The following is a 17980-nucleotide window of genomic DNA, read 5'->3' as shown; positions in this document are numbered from 1 at the left end:
CGCTAGCGGTCCTATCGCGCGATGAAAAGGCGGAAGTCTGTTCCCGCTCAAAAATAAGGGGGATGAATGAATTAACGTGACCCTAACCTCGTTTTGCAACCTTACTGTTAAGCCACCCCCCTAAGGGGCTGCCATCCGCATTTGACCGCGCGGGAATGTGGGAGATTGGTCAGTATGTTTCAACTCATCTATAGCTCAGTCATCACCGTCGATGTGACACAGGACCAAATGCGCCAAATCGCGTTAGAGTCTCGCGCTTCGAACGAAGCAGCCAATTTAACGGGCGCACTTCTGGTGTCGGACCGGGGCATTTTGCAGATCTTGGAAGGCGATGAGGAGACAGTTCGAGCCGTTTACAATCGGATCAAAAAAGACCCGCGTCACATGGGCTGCGAAATATTGCTAGCGCGACAATGCAAGGCCCGAGAATTCCGGCAAATGGCTATGGGCTTCTGCAAAGCCAGTGATGATGACGGATATGAAGTCAAAATGGCGATCATGGCCTTGAAGGCACGTCGCACAGAACGCCAAAGAATCGACAAACTCGCCAGTTAGGGTGCATCAACAATCACGACCATCGGGCCAAGATCCGACCCCCGCTCTGAACGGTCGAGTTCTGGTGCATAAATCCGACTGATTGAGCCATCCAGAAACAGCGCATTATCAGCGCCCAATTCATCCCGAAACAGACGCCCGAAATGGTGAAATGTTACAGGTGCGTCGCTGATAGCAAAGACGACCTTATCATCAACGATCCCCACGCCATTCCGTCTTTTTCGGCTATTGCTGTCCGACCTGAAGCGCGGATGAAGCGCGCCTTCGATGACCAGCATTGGCCCCGACTGTGTGGCGAATTCAGGTGTAACATCCATCTCTTCGAACCGCAGCGTCTCAGTCACATGCACCTGCTTGCCATCGCTCCAGAAGACACCGTTGGGCACCAGACCGAAATTACCAGGGCCGGGTCGCGTCACAAGCGGGCTCACGGCCTCACCGTTTTGGACATAGAGACCGACGGGTGAACGATCTTCATGATACATGCCCGCATTCATGGCCATGATAAGAGGCTGACCGATACTTTTCTCAAGCACATCAAACTGTCCTAATGGTGTCCCATCAGAAGCCCTGAGATGCAGCTCTATCAACGCATCGCGCGGGACAGAGCAAACAATATGCGCAACGGTCTCAAAGGTTGTGGATTTGCAAACAGGCACAGCCGCATCGGCACGGCAGGCCGCGAGAACTAACAAAAGGCCAATCAGAGCGCGCAATGATCCGTCCCAGTCGGAAGTCCGTCGATGAACCGCACTATGTCAGACTTGAGCGGGCTCTTACCGTCGAAATGGCGGGAGAGAACGCGCACAGGATCGATATGGTTCATGTCCTCATAGATCGTTGAGGAGGCACGCAAACCGCCTTCCTCCAGACGCTCTGCCAATAGTGTTGCATTCGCCGGACCCACCGTTGTGTCTTCACCGCCATTGATGAGCCAGACAGGTGGCAATCGATCAGCGGTCCGACCCATTGGCGCGTCATCGCCTTTGAAGCGGCCAGGAAAGATGGTCGTGTAGGGCGCATCCGTCATGGGATAAGCCCCCGTCGGAGCAGCTAGGCTGACGATCCCGGCTATCTGTGGGCAAACGCTTACCTTGGAAATCTCTGGCGCCATTGCCGCCATCAACACATTATAGGCTCCGGCAGAGTGACCGATCAGTACGATGGATCGGTCGGGAAACATATCAGCGGCGGCATTTACCGCAGCCCCTGTGTCCACGATCATCTCTGGATAAATTGAACTCGGATAGATTCGATAATTGGGGACCACGACGTCAAAACCATCCTTGGTGAAACCCTCAGCGACAAATTTGTACATGCCCTTATTGCCGCGCGTCCAACCGCCGCCATGCACGAAGACAATGAGGGGCGAACCAGCCTTCGGCTCGGACGCACGGTAGACATCCATCGTCTGACGGTCGCTGTCACCATAAGCGATATTCTTGTCACGATCGAAACTACCGGACGGCGTGATTCCATTGAGCACACCGGCAGCAGAACAGCCCACAAGCAGCATAGCCAAAGCGGGAAGAGCGGAGAGTTTGAAAGATTTCATGGAAAGACTACGCGCGAAGCGTCCTAATCGTTCGGATGATCGGTGATCTTTAAGTGATTGGGCTGTGATGCGAAGCGTGTGAGCCACGCCTGAACCGCCGAATATTGCGACAGATCGAAACCGCCTTCTTCGGCCACATGGGTGTAAGCATAAAGCGACACATCGGCGAGGCTGCACTGTTGGCCGACAAACCAGTCCCGATCCGCCAGATGCGCGTCCATAGTCGCCAAAGCCGCCTCACCCTTCGGCATCAGAGCGGCGAGTTCGTCAGACCGCATTTCGCGATCATAGTTACAAATAAAGCGCGCCACAGCGATGGCAGGCTCATGTCGATACTGCTCCCAAAACTGCCATTGCAGCATTTTTGCGTGGGCATAGGGGTCGGCGGGGACGAGATCGCTGCCATCGGCCAAGAACCGAATGATCGCATTACTCTCGGCCAAGGTCCGGCCATCGTCCAGAACCAGTAGCGGGATTTGCCCGGCCGGATTGAGCGCCAAGAACGCTTCTGTATGCGTGTCGCCGGCATGGATATCGACGTCGATATGGTCATATTTCAGGCCCAGACGTGCGGCGACCCAACGCACTTTGTAGCTATTGCCGGAGGGTAGATAATCATAAAGTTGCATAGCGGCTCTCTAACGCATCGCCCTTCCCTCGCAAGCCGCCTTCGTCTAGGCGCAACGATCACGTTCCTGCGAGGCACAGCTTGACGACAGCCATTGGCACACTCGACCGTAAACGCCTTCCGGCGGGGTCCGTCCTCGTTGTCGGGGCGGGATTGGCCGGTCTATATCTCGCGCTCAAGCTCGCGCCGCGACCCGTCTATGTGCTGACATCGCGGCGGTCATCTAAAGGGGCGGCCTCGGCCTGGGCACAAGGCGGAATCGCCGCAGCCTTGTCGAATGAAGACAGCCCGGAAAGCCATGCATCCGATACGATTGCGGCCGGTGACGGCCTTGTCGATCCCGCTATCGCGCGTCTCGTTGCCGAACAGGGCGCAAGCCGGGTGCGCGATCTAGACGCCATGGGGGTTCCGTTTGATCGCAACGAACAGGGCGAGCTTTATCTCTCCTTAGAGGCCGCCCATTCCCTGCCGCGCGTCGCCCGGGTCAAAGGCGACACGGCAGGACGGGAAATCATCACAGTCATGGTCAAACACGCGCAAGCAGCCGATCACATCGAAGGTTTGATCGGTTGGCGCGCGGAAAGCCTGCTCCTTGATGCTCACGGCGGCATTGCCGGGGCGCTCGCCCGCCAAGATGACGGCGCGCTGCTCGCCCTCGAGGCAGACGTCACTGTGTTAGCGACAGGCGGCGTGGGCGGATTATTCTCCGTCACCACCAACCCTCGCACGGCGCGCGGCGACGCACTCGGTATGGCCGCTGTGGTCGGCGCAGAGTTGCGAGACATGGAGTTCGTCCAGTTTCACCCCACCGCCATCGATATTGGTCGCGATCCGGCCCCGCTGGCGACCGAAGCGTTGCGCGGCGAAGGCGCAACCCTCGTCAACGCCAATGGGCGGCGATTCATGCAGAAATACTCGCCCCAAGGTGAGTTGGCCCCGCGCGATGATGTGGCGCGCGCGATCTTTGCAGAAATCCAAGCTGGGCGACCGCCTTTCCTTGATTGCCGGGCAACCGTCGGCAGTCATTTCCCCGAAGAATTTCCAACCGTGTTTGAAAGCTGCATGAGCGCGGGCATTGATCCGCGCACCGAGCTGATCCCGGTTGCGCCTGCCGTGCATTATCATATGGGCGGGGTCGCGACGGATAGTTTCGGCCAGTCATCCCTGCCCGGTCTCTATGCGATCGGGGAATGCGCGGCCACGGGCCTGCACGGAGCCAACCGCCTCGCGTCGAACAGCTTGCTAGAAGCCGTCGTGTTCGGGGGCCGTGCCGCTGAACACATCAATAGCTGCACCCTGCCAGAGCGCCGGGCGGAGAATGTCCGCGTGCAACCGTGGTTGTCGATGGGCACAGATGTGAGTCAGTCGCTCCGCAATAATATGACTGAGTTGTGTGGGGTGCGGCGGAGTGCGGCGGGGCTCAACCGCCTGCTTGATATTATTGACGGTCTGATCGGCCGGGTCGGACGCGCCAACCCCCTGATTGCCAGTCACATGATCGCTGCAGGTGCGCTGGCCCGCGAAGAAAGCCGGGGCGGTCATTACCGTGAAGACTTCGCGGAAGAATCGCCCACATCCCGGTCCAGCTTCCTGACCTATGACCGCCTTGAGTAAATCCTAGGCTGGCTCGCGGTGCCATAGCAGCGCGAAGAAGAAGAACCCCCAGAACGCCAGCAACAGCACGCCAGCTGAGTAAGCACTGGCTTGCGCCGTGTTAGCATAAATATGGCTGAGTCCTGCCGCATCGAATGTCGTCGCCAAAGCATCCATCAACATGGACGGCATCGCCATGATCGCGGTTGGGACCAACATGTCGTGCTTGGTTCGACCAGTCAGTTTCGCAACCGGGATGAGTGTCAGAGGGGCCGTGAGGAAGCCAATAAAGAGAAGCAGCGAATGTAGAAAAACGTCGCCATACATAAAGGGATGCAGCACACGGATTAAGACCACGCCGCCTAACCAGACTATGATACCAAAGATTATGAAAGTGAATTTGCGGTCCATATCGGCACCCTCAATTGTAGCAGTTGCTACGTGTGTAGCGATCGCTACAAAGTGAGTCAAGTGAGTGAAAAACTGAAATATACGGACGCGCTGGCCGACTATGTCCTGATCCACGGGATCAGCGGGGCCAGCCTGCGCCCGATGGCCAAGGCCGCAGGGACATCTGACCGGATGCTGGTCTATCATTACGGCTCCAAAGCCGGGGTGATGGAAGCCGCGCTTAAAGAAATCGCCGAACGAAATTCCGTCACACTGGAAACAACGCTTCCGGCCATTCCCATGCCCGCGGACCAGCTGATGCCCATGATCGGCGCGGCGATGCAAAGTGGGATGTTCAGCCAGTCTATCGCCGTGTTCCTTGAATTGGCTTCATTGTCTCTGCGCGGTGACGAGACCGCAAAAGCTGTCGGACAAGCCATCGGAGAACATTTTCGAGACTGGCTGGCTGCGCGCCTGACTGAGCCAGACCGGGCGCTTGAATTACTCTCAGCTATCGAAGGCTGGGGCGTTCTAACGGCCGTCGGCCTCGACGTGCCCTTCCCGACTGGCTAGAGCGCACCCATGCCAATTCTGCCTCCACTCCCCCGCATCGTCATCGAACCGGTCGTCCGCCGCGCCTTGGAAGAAGATTTCGGCGTGTCCGGCGATCTGTCCGCTAACCTCTTAGTTCCCGAATCTGCGACCGGGTCTCTGGTCATGCGAGCCCGTGAAGACGGAGTAATAGCCGGCATGCAGGCAGCAGAGCTGACCTATGCGCTCGTCGACCCAACTGTGAGCTTCACGGTCGACATCGGTGACGGCGGCACAGTCAAAGCCGGGACGATCATTGCGCGTGCCGCTGGACCCAGCCGCTCGCTGCTCTCAGCGGAACGAGTCGCGCTCAACTTTCTTGGCCGGATGAGCGGCGTTGCCACGCTGACATCGCACTATGTGAAGGCTATCGACGGCACAGAGGCCCGCATCGCCGCGACCCGCAAGACGACACCGGGTCTCCGCGCGTTGGAAAAGCGGGCCGTGCTGGCTGGCGGCGGCTTCACCCACCGCGAAAGTCTCGCCGCAGCGATCATGATCAAGGACAACCACATTGCGCTCGCGGGTGGTGTCGATGCCGCCCTCACAACAGTGATGGCGCAGCGCGACCATATGAGCATGGTCAGCGTCGAGGTCGACACCATTGACCAACTCAAACGCGTTCTGCCTTACCGGCCGGACGTCGTTCTACTCGATAATATGGATCTGGACACGCTGCGCGAGGCGCATGCGATTATTCGGGGTTTTGAAAAAGACGATGTGACTATCGAAGCTTCTGGCGGCGTCAATCTCGACACGGTTCGCGCCATTGCGGAAACGGGTGTCGATGTCATCAGCGTCGGCGCCCTCACGCATAGTGCGCCGAACTTCGATATTGGCATGGATGCGGCCTGATCGGGCGCAAGCAAACGATCAGAGTTTTTGCTGCCCTCTTCCCGGTGCTGAATCGTGAAAGGCCCCGGCAATAAATGCCGGGACCAAATTCTTCGAACTTCTATCGTTCGGGCAGAATCTCTTCACCCTCCCGGACAGCCTTGTAGTACTTCCAGCTGGTCATGTTTTTACGAGGGTCGGACACGGGCGGCGGGGCCGTGTATTTTGGATAATGCATCGCAATTTCCGCCTTCATCGTGTCGGACAAATCATCAAAGCTGTCCAGCTTCAGACCCGCCGTGTGCATATAGATGATGCCTTCACGACCATTCATTTTCATCCAGGGGAGCCAATCGCTCATCCGGGCCCAACCGACTGCAATCGGGGCTGTATCGACCGTAGGATCGGTCAACTCATCCACGCGGCCTAGGAAATTGAACATTTCCGTTGCGTGGTAGGTACCGCCGATCTCGGCTTGATAGTCGGATGCTAGCGGGTTGGGGTACCAGAGTGGGAAGGTTGAGTTCATCTGGAAATGATTGCCCATGATGTCACCGCGGAACGCCCCCGGGCTACCGTCACGATTATTCATATAGCTGGTGAAATTCACTGGATCATTGGCGACGTGCATCACCTCTAGGGTTTCACCCGTCCAAGGGTTGTCCCACGTTTTTAAAACTTCACCCGTCTTAGAATCTTTGTAGAGCAGGATTTCTCGGCTCACGAGCTTATAGCCCATGCCGCGTTCCGCATCATTGACGGCTCCGCACTGGCGAATGTTCATGCCTTCGACATCGAACAGCTTTTTATCGCGCTCGCCCATACGGCGAGAATAGGCTTGGCCATGCCAATAATAGGTGATCGGTTTTTCGTCGATCGTGGAGCATTGAACTTTGCGGTTCGCCATCATCACGCCTTCAGGCGTCGTCAAATCGATCACTCCATCCTTTACGGCTCCATCAGGCATGGTCATCGTTTGAGCAGAGGCAACGCCTCCCAGCGCCAATGCAGCCGCCGCTGCAAGCAATAGCTTTTTCATGTTAGTTTCCACTTCCTGTTTTGAGGTTGATGCCGGGGGTGTAGGTCACTTCGCCCGCTGTGCAGGAGGCCTGCAGCCAACGCATATTGATGGCGAGACGCTCCGTTTTCGGATCGGTCCACGTATAGCCGGGCGCGTAATCTTCATCATCGCCGAGATAGGTGTAGAGCACGAGCGAGTCGCGATTGATGCCAGTCGGCCATTGCACATTGCGCATTTTCAGACCGACACGTGGATGCTCATCGGTGGCATCGATCCAGACCCGACCGCCTTGATCATGCAGTTGGAGGTCATTGTAAAAGGCGTATTCACCGTCCTCTTTGCGCGGGCTGACCCAGCATTTAAACGGGCGGGCGCGAAGCATGTTGAAGGTCTCAGACCCAGCAGAGAGACGAAACCCCTCTGGCGACAAGACGACCGTTCCGCCGCAGCCTTCACCGCGGAAACTTTCATACTCACGCACGAAAGTACGCTCACAGTCAGCCCGACCAAAACGGATCACACTCGCACGGATCGCTCCATCCTCGACACGGTAATCATGTCGGGCCTTGATAACCCGTCCATCAGACCAGCTCGTTGTCGTTTCAAAACTGTCACCGACTCGTTCAACAACCAGTTCGATGCGCGGAACCCGGTCCGCTTCGGGCATATCCAAATTGCCCTGAAAATAGACCTGCTCTTCATTGGTATAAATACCAGGCACTAATTTTTTGAACTCGCGTAGATCGCGTTCCGCAATTCGAGTCGCCGGATCCTTATCTTGCGCGACAGCTGGAAAAGCGACTGACAGAGCCGCAAGTGTCAGAAGGAATATTTTCATAGCTTCGGGGCCTCCACCAACAAGACCTGCACATCCGCCAATCCAGCACGGAGCGGCTTGGCTTTGGAATATTCCGGTGAATTCCAGAATCGCAGAGCTGCCGCTTTATCCGGCCACTCGGAGATCGCAATGGAGGCGCCGTCGCCGAAGTCGCCTTCGATTAGGTCTGCGCCGGGCGCACGCAAGACATAGCGCCCACCGAAACGCTCAACCAACGGCGCCGTCGCCTTGGCGTAACCTGCGATAAAGGCGTCCCGATCATGGATTTTCGCCGTAATCAGCATGTAGCAGCGCGTGTCGCTCATCCGGTCCCTCATCCCCCAATTTGATGGCTGACAGGATTTCCGCCGCCATCTCTTTGGCATGAGCTTCGAACACTGGCGCGGTCACGTCCATGCGCTCGGTCAAAGACACGCCTAAAGCTTTGGCGGCGTTTCGGGTTGGGTCCAGAAGATTAGATTGCGTGGCGATGACTGAGACAGAGCAAGGGATATCCGAGAACTCGGTAAAAGGATCATAGGCAAACGCAGCGCGAAACGCGTCCTTTTCGGGATCATCAGGCAGTTTCGCTGCATATGCGTCGCGTGTATCTTGGTCGAAATAGGGAATGTCGATCATAACGATTTTTGCTATCGTTTTACGTTTCGCAATCTCGGCTGCGACGAGGTTTCCTGTGTGAAACCCAATTAGAACAGCGCTCTTCGGAATCTCTTGAACAAGCGCCTCCGCATAGTCGCGTATAGACGACTGTGCGATTGGCGCTTGATCACCATAACCGGGATAGGTCAGCGCCAGCGTGCCGACTTCGCCTAATGTTGAACGGATAGTGTCAAAGAATGCGCCTGTATGCGGCGCAGGCGGCAAGAAAACGATTGCCGGTCGTGTTTTAGGCATGAGTGAGAACCTGTCGATAGTATTTCAGCGTCACAGAGGATAGCAGCATAACGGGCAGGCCGAAGACAAGTGGATAAATCGCCATAGCGTAGCGCAAGCCCTCTCCGGCAAAATATGCGTCGTTAAGCCACCCTATGAAGGGCGGGCTGAGCGCACCGCCGATAAAGCTGATGAAGAAATAATAGATCGCCACCACCACACCGCGCACATCGCCGGGCACAATGGCGAGCAGCGCATTCACGCCCGTTGCGCTGACCAACCCAATACCGGCTGTCGTGACGCAAAACACCGCAAACGCCATCCAGCCAGCAGGCATCATGGGCGCAATCGCGGCTGTTGGGATCATAATGAAGAGGCCCAGAATAGCGAGTTTCAACGGGGCGGTTGCATCCCCGGCTGCGACCCTCCGGTCGGAATACCGTCCCGCGAAAATATAGGTCAGAGGGCTGATCGCCAAGATCGAAAGCCCATTGATCAGCGCATAATTGGAAGGATCCCACCCCCAAGTCCGAGAGAACATGGGGGCGTTAAAAAACTGCCCGTAAGCAATCGCGACCATACACATGAAAATCGGCACGAAAGTGAAGAAGGCCGCCCAGTTGTGCCCGATCCAGACGAAAGCATCACCCAGCGAGGCGCCTTCTCGCGGACTACTTTCAATCCGGGGCGGTTCGCGCAGAAACAGAAAGACTGCTGCCAGAATGAACCCCGGAAGGCCAACAACGATGAAAATGAACTGCCAGGTCGCGATTTGGCCGACAAATGGCAGCGAGACTTCGCCGATTGTTGCAGCCCATTTTAGGATCCCTCCAGACAGGAGGTTCGCGACGGCCGCGCCGATCACCAACGCCATCGAATAAACTGCGATGGGCAGCCCGCGTCTCTCTTTCGGGAAGCTGTCGCCGATCATGGAGAAGGCCGCCGGGCTGAGAATGGCTTCACCAACCCCGACACTCATCCGCGCTAAAAAGAGCTGGAAGAAGGATTTGGCGACGCCGGTCCAGATTGTTGCGAGAGACCAGAGGAAAATCCCGATCGCGACCAATTTGGTGCGCGCCCGTCGGTCGACCATGAAACCCAGCGGCAAGGCGGCGAGTGCATAGACCCAAGTAAAGGCTGACGATAAAAGACCCATCTGGAAATCCGTCGCGCCTGTGTCAGCTTTGATCGGGTCGATCAGCAGACCGAGAATGTAGCGATCAATGAAGCTAGAAATATAGGCCAAGGTCAGAAATGCGACCAGCGTCCACGCATATTTTGGAGTTGGATAGCCGTCACTTGTTTGTTGTGGGTTCTGTTCGCTCACGGCGCGTCCTTCCGAATGAGGTAGAGCACCACGAGATTGCCGTCGAAGTCGACAATGCCATATTCAACCCCCTCACGACCATCTTTGGTCACGAGGTGGTCTTCGCGGTAGATCGTTAAACCAAGCGCACGCGATGCGGCGACGGCGTCATCGATATTCGCCGCTTCCAAGACGACCCCTGCCCGGCGCGGCGTGGCTTCCGTCGGCGGTAAGTCCGCGACTTCTGTCAGCGCCATAACGTTGGGCTGGTCTTCAGTGCGCAGGACACAGAACCGCATGGTTGACCCCCGCTCGATTTCGAAGACGTCATAACTATAGCTGTCCGCCTCACTATCCTTGATAAAGACGACATCAAAGCCAAGCACATCGCGATAGAAGGTCAGCGCGCGGTCCAGATTGGCAACCAGATAGTTGGCGCGTTGAAAGCGGATTTGCGGTTTAGTCATCAAGCTTCACCTTCACGCATCGCGTACCGACATTCGTGCCGTCATAAACGCCGATCAGCGCCTCTGGCATTTTGTCGAACCCAACCAATTCATCGACCAGAGGTTTGAGCGTGCCCGCCCGGATCATCCCAGCCAGCGCGCTGACCGTTTCATCGAATCTATGCAGATGGTTATAGACAAAATATCCGCGCATATCGGCTTCGGCCCGGCGCAGACGCGTATAATTGGTCAGGCCAAACGGTTCCGCGCGGCCATATTCGCTGATCGAACCGCACAGCAGGACGCGGCCGCTCATGGCTAGATTATCGAGACACGCCATCAAGATCTCACCGCCGACATTGTCAAAATATATGTCGATCCCGTCAGGGCAGGTTTCCGAGATCCGCGCGGCCACATCCTCAGCTTTATAATCGATCACCGCGTCGGCCCCGAGGTCGCTGACGATGGCGCATTTGTCGGGTCCGCCGGCAATGCCCACGACACGCAGACCGTCCGCCTTGGCCAGTTGCACGATCAAATGACCGACGCCGCCCGCCGCGCCCGAAACAACCAAAGTCTCGCCCGCTTTGGGATCACAGCGATATTTATAAGCCGAGTAAGCGGTCAATCCGGTCATAGAGAGAATGCGCACGGCCAGAGCGTAAGACAGGTCATGCTCGGTCACGCGCAGAAAACGTTCTCGCGCCGTCATCTTCGATATTTTATGTGTCTGCCAGCCAAGTTGCCCTTGCACCACATCGCCGACCGCATAGTCTGGATGTCGGCTCTCCAGCACGCGCGCGACGCCGCGTCCGTGGATGGTATCCCCCATTGCCAGCGGGGGTTCGCCAGCCATTGGCATCGGGCATTCCGGCCCGTTCATCATATACATTCGCATGACGGGCGCGATGCCGAGATAGAGCGTTTCGAGCAGAACTTCGCCCTCACCCACATCGCCAATTGGTTCGTCCTTAAAGACGAAATCCGTCGGTTTGGGCGGGCCATTGGGCCGTGCCGCGACGCCCCATGCCTGTTTACTGGCCTGCTTTCGGGCTTCTTTCCGGTCCGGCATATCAGGGAGCCGGGTCAATGCGTGTCACCTGATTACATTCAAAGAAATGACCGTCCGCGTCCCAGAGGTTGGTCGAGAGGAAGTGTTTCGTCTCACCCTTGGCCCCGGTTGTGGACCATTCGCGTGGGGCGTGGCGTAGTTTGAAGCCATGTTTGACCGCTCGGTCATGAATGCCCTGCGCATCGTCAGCCACCACGACGAAGACGGGTTTTCCGTAACCCAGATCATAGCTCACCTCCGGCACCTCAACAGGCGGCTCCTGAAATTCCATGAGGCCGATCATACCAATCTCGTCATGGGCGAATTTGACGATGCAGAGCCGAAGCTCATCGCCTTTTTTGCCAATAGGCAGACCTTCGCCCGACAGGGTGAAGGGTGTATCGAACCAAATATCGGCTTTCAGGACGTCGCGGTAAAACTCCAGCGCGCGGTCCATATCGCGCACCATTAGTGTGGTGCGTTTGACATAGCTGCTCATGAACGATCTCTCCCAACTGTCAGAATGATAAGGCCGACGGCCCAGCTGCCCCATTTCTCGATGACGTCAGCCAGCGATCCGTCGATATTGTAGGCGCCCACGGCAATGATGAAGCCCGCTAGAACGGCCATCAGCACGGCCCCGCCCTTGACCTTCCAGCCCAAGCAACGGGTCAAAATGCTCGGCCCGAAGGCTGCGCCCAGTGCAACCCAAGAGAATAGCACGCGTGAGAAAATGTCCGTCGGCGCATAGAGTGTCACCAAAACAGCGACGACGGCGACGCCGATCATAGCGAGCCGACCCATCAGCAAGCCTCGTTTTGGGCTAGACCAGCGCAAGCCGCTATCGTGGCTGACTGCAGAGGCCGCCGCGAGCAGCAGGCTATCGACCGTACTCATTACGGCGGACAGGACGGCCGCGATCACAATCCCGGCGATGGCGGCGGGAAGATAGGCGCTCGCTGCGGCGAAGAAGAGGCTTTCGCCGCCAGTGTCCAATGCCATCGCTCGACCGCTCAGCGCGAGTAGAACGAGGCCGCTATAGATAAGGATGCCCCAGCCAACCGTGATAGCCGCGCCGCGTCGGCGTTCAGACTGACTACGAACCGCCATAATCCGGTTTAACAATTGCGGCTGCCCCAGTGCGCCCAGACCCGTCCCGAGAAGACCCATCGCCGCGCCAATGCCGGCCATGCCAAACGCCCCGCCCGTCGCGCTGAAATAGGATTGAGGCGCCGTAAACCGGAGCGATTCCATAACAGCTTCCAAACCGCCCGCCGCATTCACGGCGGCAATCGGGACAATGATACACGCGATAACCATGACCCCGGCTTGCAACGCGTCCGTGATCGATGCCGCGAGAAACCCGCCGAGCAGACAATAGATCAGGATCACCGCCGCCCCGAGCAGGATCGCTTCCGTCGCGCTCATCCCAAACACTTCGGTTAACGCGTTACCCGCTGCTTGGAATTGCGCGGCAATGTAGAAGACAAAGCAGAACAGAATCAGCGCGGCGGCGACCAAACCGATGGTCCGCGCCCACTTCCCCGCATCGGCGACCAGAAAATCGATCACGGTGATATGCCCGCGCTCACGTGTCTCCGCATTCAGGCGCGGCCCCATGACGAGCCAGGTCAGCATATAACCGCCGAAAATCCCCGGGACGAGCCAAAGCGCGACAAACCCTTGCGTAAAAACCATGCCCGTAAAACCGAGCAGAACCCAAGCCGAGGATGTCGAGGCCGCATAGGACAGCCCCGCCGTCCACGCGCCCAGCCCCCCGCCGTCTTTGCCCGGCCCGGCCAGAAAGAAGTCGCCCTCGCTGCCGACGCGGCGGCTCGCCCATAGGCCGATGCCTAACAACAGCAGCTTGTATGCGACCAATGTCGCAATAATGATGGTATTCCCCTGCATACTCTGTCCTCCTAAGGAGGATGCTACTCGGTCATTTGACGCAAGTCAGTCGGGAAACCGCCAAGCCCATTATTCAGAGCCTCATGTCAAAAGCAAAACGCGTCCCTCGTCTTAAAACGCCAACCTGGTTAGTCATCTGTATGGATGGGCCGGATACGCCGCCGCTGCGTAACGAGCATCTGTTCGGCCATCTCGATCATATCGAGGCGAATAATAGCGATTACCGCGTCGCCGGCCCGATCCGCGACACAGCGGACGGCCCGATCATCGGCAGCACCTTCCTGATCCCGGCGGAGAGCAAAGAAGCCGCGATCGCCAAAATGGACGGCGACCCTTATATCAGCTCGAACATGTACGCCTCAATCACCGCCTACCACTTCGCCCCGGCCTGCGGCGAATGGATGGGCGGCGTGATCTGGGATCAAGATGAGATTCGCGCGAATATGCCAAAATATACTTAGTAGAGGTCTACCTACTGTCTGACTTAGCTATTCGTCAGAAAGATTCAGGGGACAGCTATCCAATAGCGCGGACCCAATACCTAGGTCGGAATTGAAGCTGTCAGCTTCGATTAACCAAGTGCCGTCGGATTGCCTCCTGCGGACTTCCAAGAACTTGCCCACATCCACCCCGTATCCGCCTGCGCCATCAGGTATGAATACGCAGGAACGCCCGCGGACATAGGCCATGATCCCACTGCCCTCGATGGCATCAATCTCAAACCCGATTCGAAAACCCGTTTCATTGTCTGCTTCCCAAGCCGCAATGGCCTCACGGCCAGTCACGATCGGTCCGTTTGGCGGCATCATGACCGCGTCTGTCGTGAAAAGCTCCGACAGCACTTCCCAATCATTGCGATTATAAGTCTCAACCCAGACTTTAGACGCGGCTTCGATGTTGGCTCGGTCAGCTGAAGTGAAGGTGGAGGAATCGTTCTGACATCCAGCGAGCGAGGCGGCGATGAGTACTATCGAAGGGAAAATGACCGATTTCATGGAAGGCACCGACTTTGATTGGATTTAGGATCAGTCCGTCTTTCGTAATTCCCTGCTCAAGACAAGGGTCGCGGTTAAATCACGCCCAACGTGCTCAACCGCGCAATCACCTCATCCTGTCTGCGCTTATAGAAGTCTTTCTTCGGTGCGGCGCTGCCATCGCCGAGCGATCCGCTTGGATGCATATCCAGCGTTCCGTACATTTTAGCGTAAAGTTCCGCTGGTTGGCGGGCGAGCATATTATCCATGCCGTTGCGCGCACGTCGGTCGCGCAGGGCGCGAATATCAACGTCAGCACAGGCCGTGATACTCTCTCCGCCGGGTGTTTCGGCCAAAATCAGCCCCCGATCATCGACAATCTGGCTGCGCGCATCCGTGCTGGCGGCCGCTAGCGCCGTCCCGGTAATCTCTGCTGAGTTTGCCGAGATGACGTAGCACTGGTTTTCCTGCGCGCGGGCGATCTTGGCGATGTTCTTATAGGTCCATTGGGTCGAGGCGGCTTCTGAGGTCGGATGCAGGATCACTTCTGCGCCTCTGGCCGCCAGAATGCGTGAAATCTCTGGAAAGCGGATTTCTTCACTCGCCACAGCAGCCAAACGCCCCAGCGGCGTATCGACGACCGGAAACAGGCTCTCGAGGCTATAATGCTCCAGATAGGCGTCCATGACGTCATAGGGGCTGGGCGCATACATGCTGATCAGGCGGCGATAACGCAGCACCAGCTCGCCCGACGGCGCTGTGATGGTGCTGGCTTGGAAATAGAGTTCTGGGAAGTGCGGATCCGTCTCATAAAGGTTCGCGCCGATATATAGCCCAGTTTTCTGCGCCAACGCACCGATTCGGTCGTAAATCTCACCGTCCATCGCCACACAGGCCTTTTCGCGCCATTCCGCCGCGCTTTCGCCCGCCGGATAGCTGGTCAGGAAATATTCGGGCAGACAGACGAGCTTCAGGCTCGGCCCGTGAAAGGCGAGCGCGCTCATCAACTGACCCGTGATGCGCCCCAGACTGGATTGCATAATGCCGCGAGCCTCCGCGCGGTCGGTGGCCCGGTTCACGGCGGCACATTCAGTCTGCAGAGCAAGCGCTTTATAGAGTTCCATGCGGTGTGACCTATCGATGCGAGTTTGCGGGTTTTTGCGCTGGGTCATACAGCTGACGCAAGAGCGCAATAGGAATTGGCCATGACAAAGCATCCACGGACCCTCCCCGTCGTCAATCCGAGGACAGGGGAGCCAGACTATGAGATCGTCGCGATGGACGCTGACGCAGTCGCCGCCGAGGCCCGGCGCTTGCGCGACGCGCAAACCAAATGGCGCGCGCTTGGCATCGAGGGTCGGGCCGATGCCATGCGTGGTTTAGCGGATGCGTTAGAACGTCACGCGGATAGCGTCGCAGCGGCGCTTGAAATCGATACGGGACGACGCAAGCTCGCACGCTCTGAAGTCCTCGGCGTCATCGGATCGATGCGCGGTTGGGCCGCTCTAGCCCCGACGCTGATCGATGAGCCAGACTGGGTCCAGGGCCGCGCCAAGCCGAACTTCAAACATCAGACAGAGCTGGTGCCCTACCAATTGGTCGGCGTCATCAGCCCGTGGAATTTCCCGATTACCCTGTCTTTCATTGACGCCATTCCGGCGATGATGGCGGGGGCTTGCGCGCTCATCAAACCGAGCGAAGTGACGCCGCGTTTCGCGGACGCGCTCGCACCCGTGATTACAGAAGCGGGCATGGCTGACCGGCTCAGCTTCGTCCAAGGCGACGGGCTAACGGGCGCGGCGTTGATCCCAAATATCGACTGCGTTTGCTTCACGGGCAGCGTCGCAACGGGACGCAAAGTGGCGCTCGCGGCAGCGGAAAATCTTATCCCGGCGAACCTCGAATTGGGCGGCAAAGATCCGCTCATCGTGACCGCATCGGCGGATATGGATGCGGCCTCAACCCTCGCTTTACGGGCCTCCGTGCTCGCGACAGGGCAGGCTTGCCAAAGTATCGAACGCGTCTATGTGCCGCGAAACTATTACGAGAACTTTATCTCTCAACTTACTGATAAGGCTAAGAATATAAGTTTCAATTTCCCTGATATAAGTTTGGGTGATATTGGTCCATTCATCTTTTATAAGCAGGCAGCCATCGTTTCAGGCCAGATTGATGCCGCTAAAGCACATGGCGCGACCGTGCTGTCGGGCGGCACAATTGAGCGTCATGGCGGCGGCTATTGGATGGCCCCAACAGTGATCCGAGACGTCACGCACGACATGGACATCATGCGCGAAGAGACGTTCGGCCCAGTCATTCCCGTCATGGCTTATGACACGATTGAAGAGGCCATCGCGCTCGCTAATGATACGGTGTTTGGCCTGTCCGGCGCAGTCTTTGCCGGGTCGGTAGAAGAGGCGAAAGCGATCGGGCAGCAAATCGATGCGGGCGCGATTAGCCTGATGGATGGAGCGTTGACAGGACAGTATTTCGAAGCTCCAAAACAGAGTTTCAAAGCCTCCGGCCTTGGTGGGTCGCGCATGGGTATTGAGGGTTTTCGTCGCTTCTTCCGACAGAAGGCGTATATCGCCAACACGACTTGCCCGCTGACCATGAAGGACTTTTCCGAAGGATGACCCCCAACCTAAAGACGGATTTCCCGCAAGACGGAATGGCCCGACTGACCCTGTCGCAACCGGCGCGCCGCAACGCGATCAATGCCGACATGTGGGCTGCCCTACCCCGTATTCTGGCGGAACTGGAAGCGACCCATCCGAAGGTTCTGATCGTCCAAGGCGATGGTGAGCACTTCGCTTCCGGCGCCGATATTTCGGAGTTCGGGACACTCTACCAAACGCCAGAATCCAGCGCCAAAATCAGCGCGGACATATCGGCGGCGATGGACGCCCTCGCCGCTTTCCCGGTTCCAACCATTGCATTGATCCGGGGCGCCTGCGTTGGCGGCGGTCTCGGACTGGCCTTATCCTGTGATCTCCGCTTTGCCGATAACACGTCGAAGTTCGCCATCACGCCTGCCAAGCTTGGCCTCGTTTACCCGTTCTCTGATGTCGCTCGATTGATCGAAGCTGTCGGCGCACCGAACGCCAAAGACATCCTCTTCTCCGCCCGCCTCATCAAAGCAAAACGCGCTGAGAAGATGGGTTTAGTCAATAAAGTCGTCAAAACAGACGAAATTGAGCGCGCCGTCCTAGATTATGCGGAGACTATCGCTGCGCAATCAAGCCAGAGTGCGCGGACAATGAAACATATGTTTGCCGCCTATGCCGCCGGACAGCGCGAGGAGACGGCGGATATGCAGGCCCTCTTCCTCGGTGGTTTCGCCAGCGACGATTTCAAAGAAGGCTACACGGCCTTTATGGAGAAACGGCGACCAGACTTCGACTGAGACGCGGA

Annotated in this window: 22 protein-coding genes; 7 read left to right on the top strand and 15 right to left on the bottom strand. The window is 57.4% G+C overall.

Annotated elements, in window-relative coordinates; translation table 11 throughout:
• Window positions 1-174 precede the first annotated feature (174 nt).
• Window positions 175-555: a BLUF domain-containing protein gene (locus tag QQL54_RS03635; RefSeq protein ID WP_284387665.1), complete on the top strand. Its 381-nt coding sequence runs from the start codon at window positions 175-177 to the stop codon at window positions 553-555.
• Here the strand turns inward: QQL54_RS03635 and QQL54_RS03630 are convergent.
• The 3 genes from QQL54_RS03630 to QQL54_RS03620 are packed head-to-tail and all read right to left on the bottom strand — an operon-like array spanning window position 552 to window position 2739.
• The gene (locus QQL54_RS03630) at window positions 552-1271 is read right to left on the bottom strand and encodes a phosphodiester glycosidase family protein (RefSeq protein ID WP_284387661.1); all 720 of its coding nucleotides are present in this window, start codon (window positions 1269-1271) and stop codon (window positions 552-554) included. The genes QQL54_RS03635 and QQL54_RS03630 overlap by 4 nt on opposite strands.
• Window positions 1259-2110, bottom strand: coding sequence for an alpha/beta hydrolase (locus QQL54_RS03625; protein ID WP_284387660.1), 852 nt, complete (start codon window positions 2108-2110; stop codon window positions 1259-1261). The genes QQL54_RS03630 and QQL54_RS03625 overlap by 13 nt, the downstream gene beginning before the upstream one ends.
• A gap of 23 nt (window positions 2111-2133) precedes the next feature.
• Window positions 2134-2739, bottom strand: a complete 606-nt coding sequence (locus tag QQL54_RS03620; protein ID WP_284387658.1) for a glutathione S-transferase family protein — start codon at window positions 2737-2739, stop codon at window positions 2134-2136.
• A gap of 80 nt (window positions 2740-2819) precedes the next feature.
• On the opposite strand from QQL54_RS03620, the gene QQL54_RS03615 reads away from it, so the two are divergent.
• Complete coding sequence (locus QQL54_RS03615) at window positions 2820-4352, top strand: L-aspartate oxidase (protein WP_284387656.1); 1533 nt, start codon at window positions 2820-2822, stop codon at window positions 4350-4352.
• Between the two features lie 3 nt (window positions 4353-4355).
• Here the strand turns inward: QQL54_RS03615 and QQL54_RS03610 are convergent, their stop codons facing one another.
• Complete coding sequence (locus QQL54_RS03610) at window positions 4356-4742, bottom strand: hypothetical protein (protein ID WP_284387654.1); 387 nt, start codon at window positions 4740-4742, stop codon at window positions 4356-4358.
• A gap of 60 nt (window positions 4743-4802) precedes the next feature.
• Here QQL54_RS03610 and QQL54_RS03605 point away from each other — a divergent pair, with 60 nt between their 5' ends.
• Window positions 4803-5294 carry a TetR/AcrR family transcriptional regulator gene (locus QQL54_RS03605; protein ID WP_284387652.1) on the top strand — a complete coding sequence of 164 codons (492 nt, stop codon included), beginning with the start codon at window positions 4803-4805 and terminating at the stop codon, window positions 5292-5294.
• A gap of 9 nt (window positions 5295-5303) precedes the next feature.
• A complete protein-coding gene (nadC, locus tag QQL54_RS03600) occupies window positions 5304-6167 on the top strand; it encodes a carboxylating nicotinate-nucleotide diphosphorylase (RefSeq protein WP_284387650.1) in 864 nt (287 codons plus the stop codon).
• A gap of 100 nt (window positions 6168-6267) precedes the next feature.
• Here nadC and QQL54_RS03595 read toward each other — a convergent pair whose 3' ends face one another.
• The 9 genes from QQL54_RS03595 to QQL54_RS03555 are packed head-to-tail and all read right to left on the bottom strand — an operon-like array spanning window position 6268 to window position 13592.
• A complete protein-coding gene (locus tag QQL54_RS03595; RefSeq protein ID WP_284387647.1) occupies window positions 6268-7185 on the bottom strand; it encodes a DUF1838 family protein in 918 nt (305 codons plus the stop codon).
• Between the two features lies 1 nt (window position 7186).
• Window positions 7187-8005 carry a hypothetical protein gene (locus tag QQL54_RS03590; RefSeq protein ID WP_284387644.1) on the bottom strand — a complete coding sequence of 273 codons (819 nt, stop codon included), beginning with the start codon at window positions 8003-8005 and terminating at the stop codon, window positions 7187-7189.
• Window positions 8002-8310: a DUF1330 domain-containing protein gene (locus QQL54_RS03585; protein WP_284387642.1), complete on the bottom strand. Its 309-nt coding sequence runs from the start codon at window positions 8308-8310 to the stop codon at window positions 8002-8004. Before QQL54_RS03585 ends, QQL54_RS03590 begins: the two co-directional genes overlap by 4 nt.
• Complete coding sequence (locus tag QQL54_RS03580) at window positions 8264-8899, bottom strand: alpha/beta fold hydrolase (protein WP_284387640.1); 636 nt, start codon at window positions 8897-8899, stop codon at window positions 8264-8266. The genes QQL54_RS03585 and QQL54_RS03580 overlap by 47 nt, the downstream gene beginning before the upstream one ends.
• Window positions 8892-10205, bottom strand: a complete 1314-nt coding sequence (locus QQL54_RS03575; RefSeq protein WP_284387638.1) for an MFS transporter — start codon at window positions 10203-10205, stop codon at window positions 8892-8894. The genes QQL54_RS03580 and QQL54_RS03575 overlap by 8 nt, the downstream gene beginning before the upstream one ends.
• Window positions 10202-10651 carry a VOC family protein gene (locus QQL54_RS03570; protein ID WP_284387636.1) on the bottom strand — a complete coding sequence of 150 codons (450 nt, stop codon included), beginning with the start codon at window positions 10649-10651 and terminating at the stop codon, window positions 10202-10204. The genes QQL54_RS03575 and QQL54_RS03570 overlap by 4 nt, the downstream gene beginning before the upstream one ends.
• Window positions 10644-11720, bottom strand: coding sequence for an NADP-dependent oxidoreductase (locus tag QQL54_RS03565; protein WP_284387634.1), 1077 nt, complete (start codon window positions 11718-11720; stop codon window positions 10644-10646). Before QQL54_RS03565 ends, QQL54_RS03570 begins: the two co-directional genes overlap by 8 nt.
• A complete protein-coding gene (locus tag QQL54_RS03560) occupies window positions 11704-12180 on the bottom strand; it encodes a VOC family protein (protein ID WP_284387632.1) in 477 nt (158 codons plus the stop codon). The genes QQL54_RS03565 and QQL54_RS03560 overlap by 17 nt, the downstream gene beginning before the upstream one ends.
• On the bottom strand, window positions 12177-13592 hold the full coding sequence (locus QQL54_RS03555; protein WP_284387630.1) for a sodium:solute symporter family transporter: 1416 nt from the start codon (window positions 13590-13592) through the stop codon (window positions 12177-12179). Before QQL54_RS03555 ends, QQL54_RS03560 begins: the two co-directional genes overlap by 4 nt.
• Before the next feature lie 83 nt (window positions 13593-13675).
• Here QQL54_RS03555 and QQL54_RS03550 point away from each other — a divergent pair, with 83 nt between their 5' ends.
• On the top strand, window positions 13676-14053 hold the full coding sequence (locus QQL54_RS03550; protein WP_284387628.1) for a YciI family protein: 378 nt from the start codon (window positions 13676-13678) through the stop codon (window positions 14051-14053).
• Window positions 14054-14080: 27 nt separating this feature from the next.
• On the opposite strand, the gene QQL54_RS03545 is transcribed toward QQL54_RS03550, so the two are convergent.
• Both QQL54_RS03545 and QQL54_RS03540 read right to left on the bottom strand, forming a co-directional pair.
• A complete protein-coding gene (locus QQL54_RS03545) occupies window positions 14081-14587 on the bottom strand; it encodes a YybH family protein (RefSeq protein ID WP_284387626.1) in 507 nt (168 codons plus the stop codon).
• A gap of 74 nt (window positions 14588-14661) precedes the next feature.
• Window positions 14662-15738, bottom strand: coding sequence for a nitrilase-related carbon-nitrogen hydrolase (locus QQL54_RS03540; protein ID WP_284387624.1), 1077 nt, complete (start codon window positions 15736-15738; stop codon window positions 14662-14664).
• Window positions 15739-15771: 33 nt separating this feature from the next.
• Here QQL54_RS03540 and QQL54_RS03535 point away from each other — a divergent pair, with 33 nt between their 5' ends.
• Complete coding sequence (locus tag QQL54_RS03535) at window positions 15772-17202, top strand: aldehyde dehydrogenase family protein (RefSeq protein ID WP_284387622.1); 1431 nt, start codon at window positions 15772-15774, stop codon at window positions 17200-17202.
• Window positions 17199-17972 (top strand): enoyl-CoA hydratase-related protein, encoded by a 774-nt coding sequence (locus QQL54_RS03530; protein WP_284387620.1) that lies wholly within the window; start codon window positions 17199-17201, stop codon window positions 17970-17972. Before QQL54_RS03535 ends, QQL54_RS03530 begins: the two co-directional genes overlap by 4 nt.
• Window positions 17973-17980: the final 8 nt, after the last annotated feature.

The organism is Algimonas ampicilliniresistens (assembly GCF_030159955.1).
Taxonomy (GTDB): Bacteria; Pseudomonadota; Alphaproteobacteria; order Caulobacterales; family Maricaulaceae; genus Litorimonas; species Litorimonas ampicilliniresistens.
This window is presented reverse-complemented; position numbering and strand designations above follow the sequence as displayed.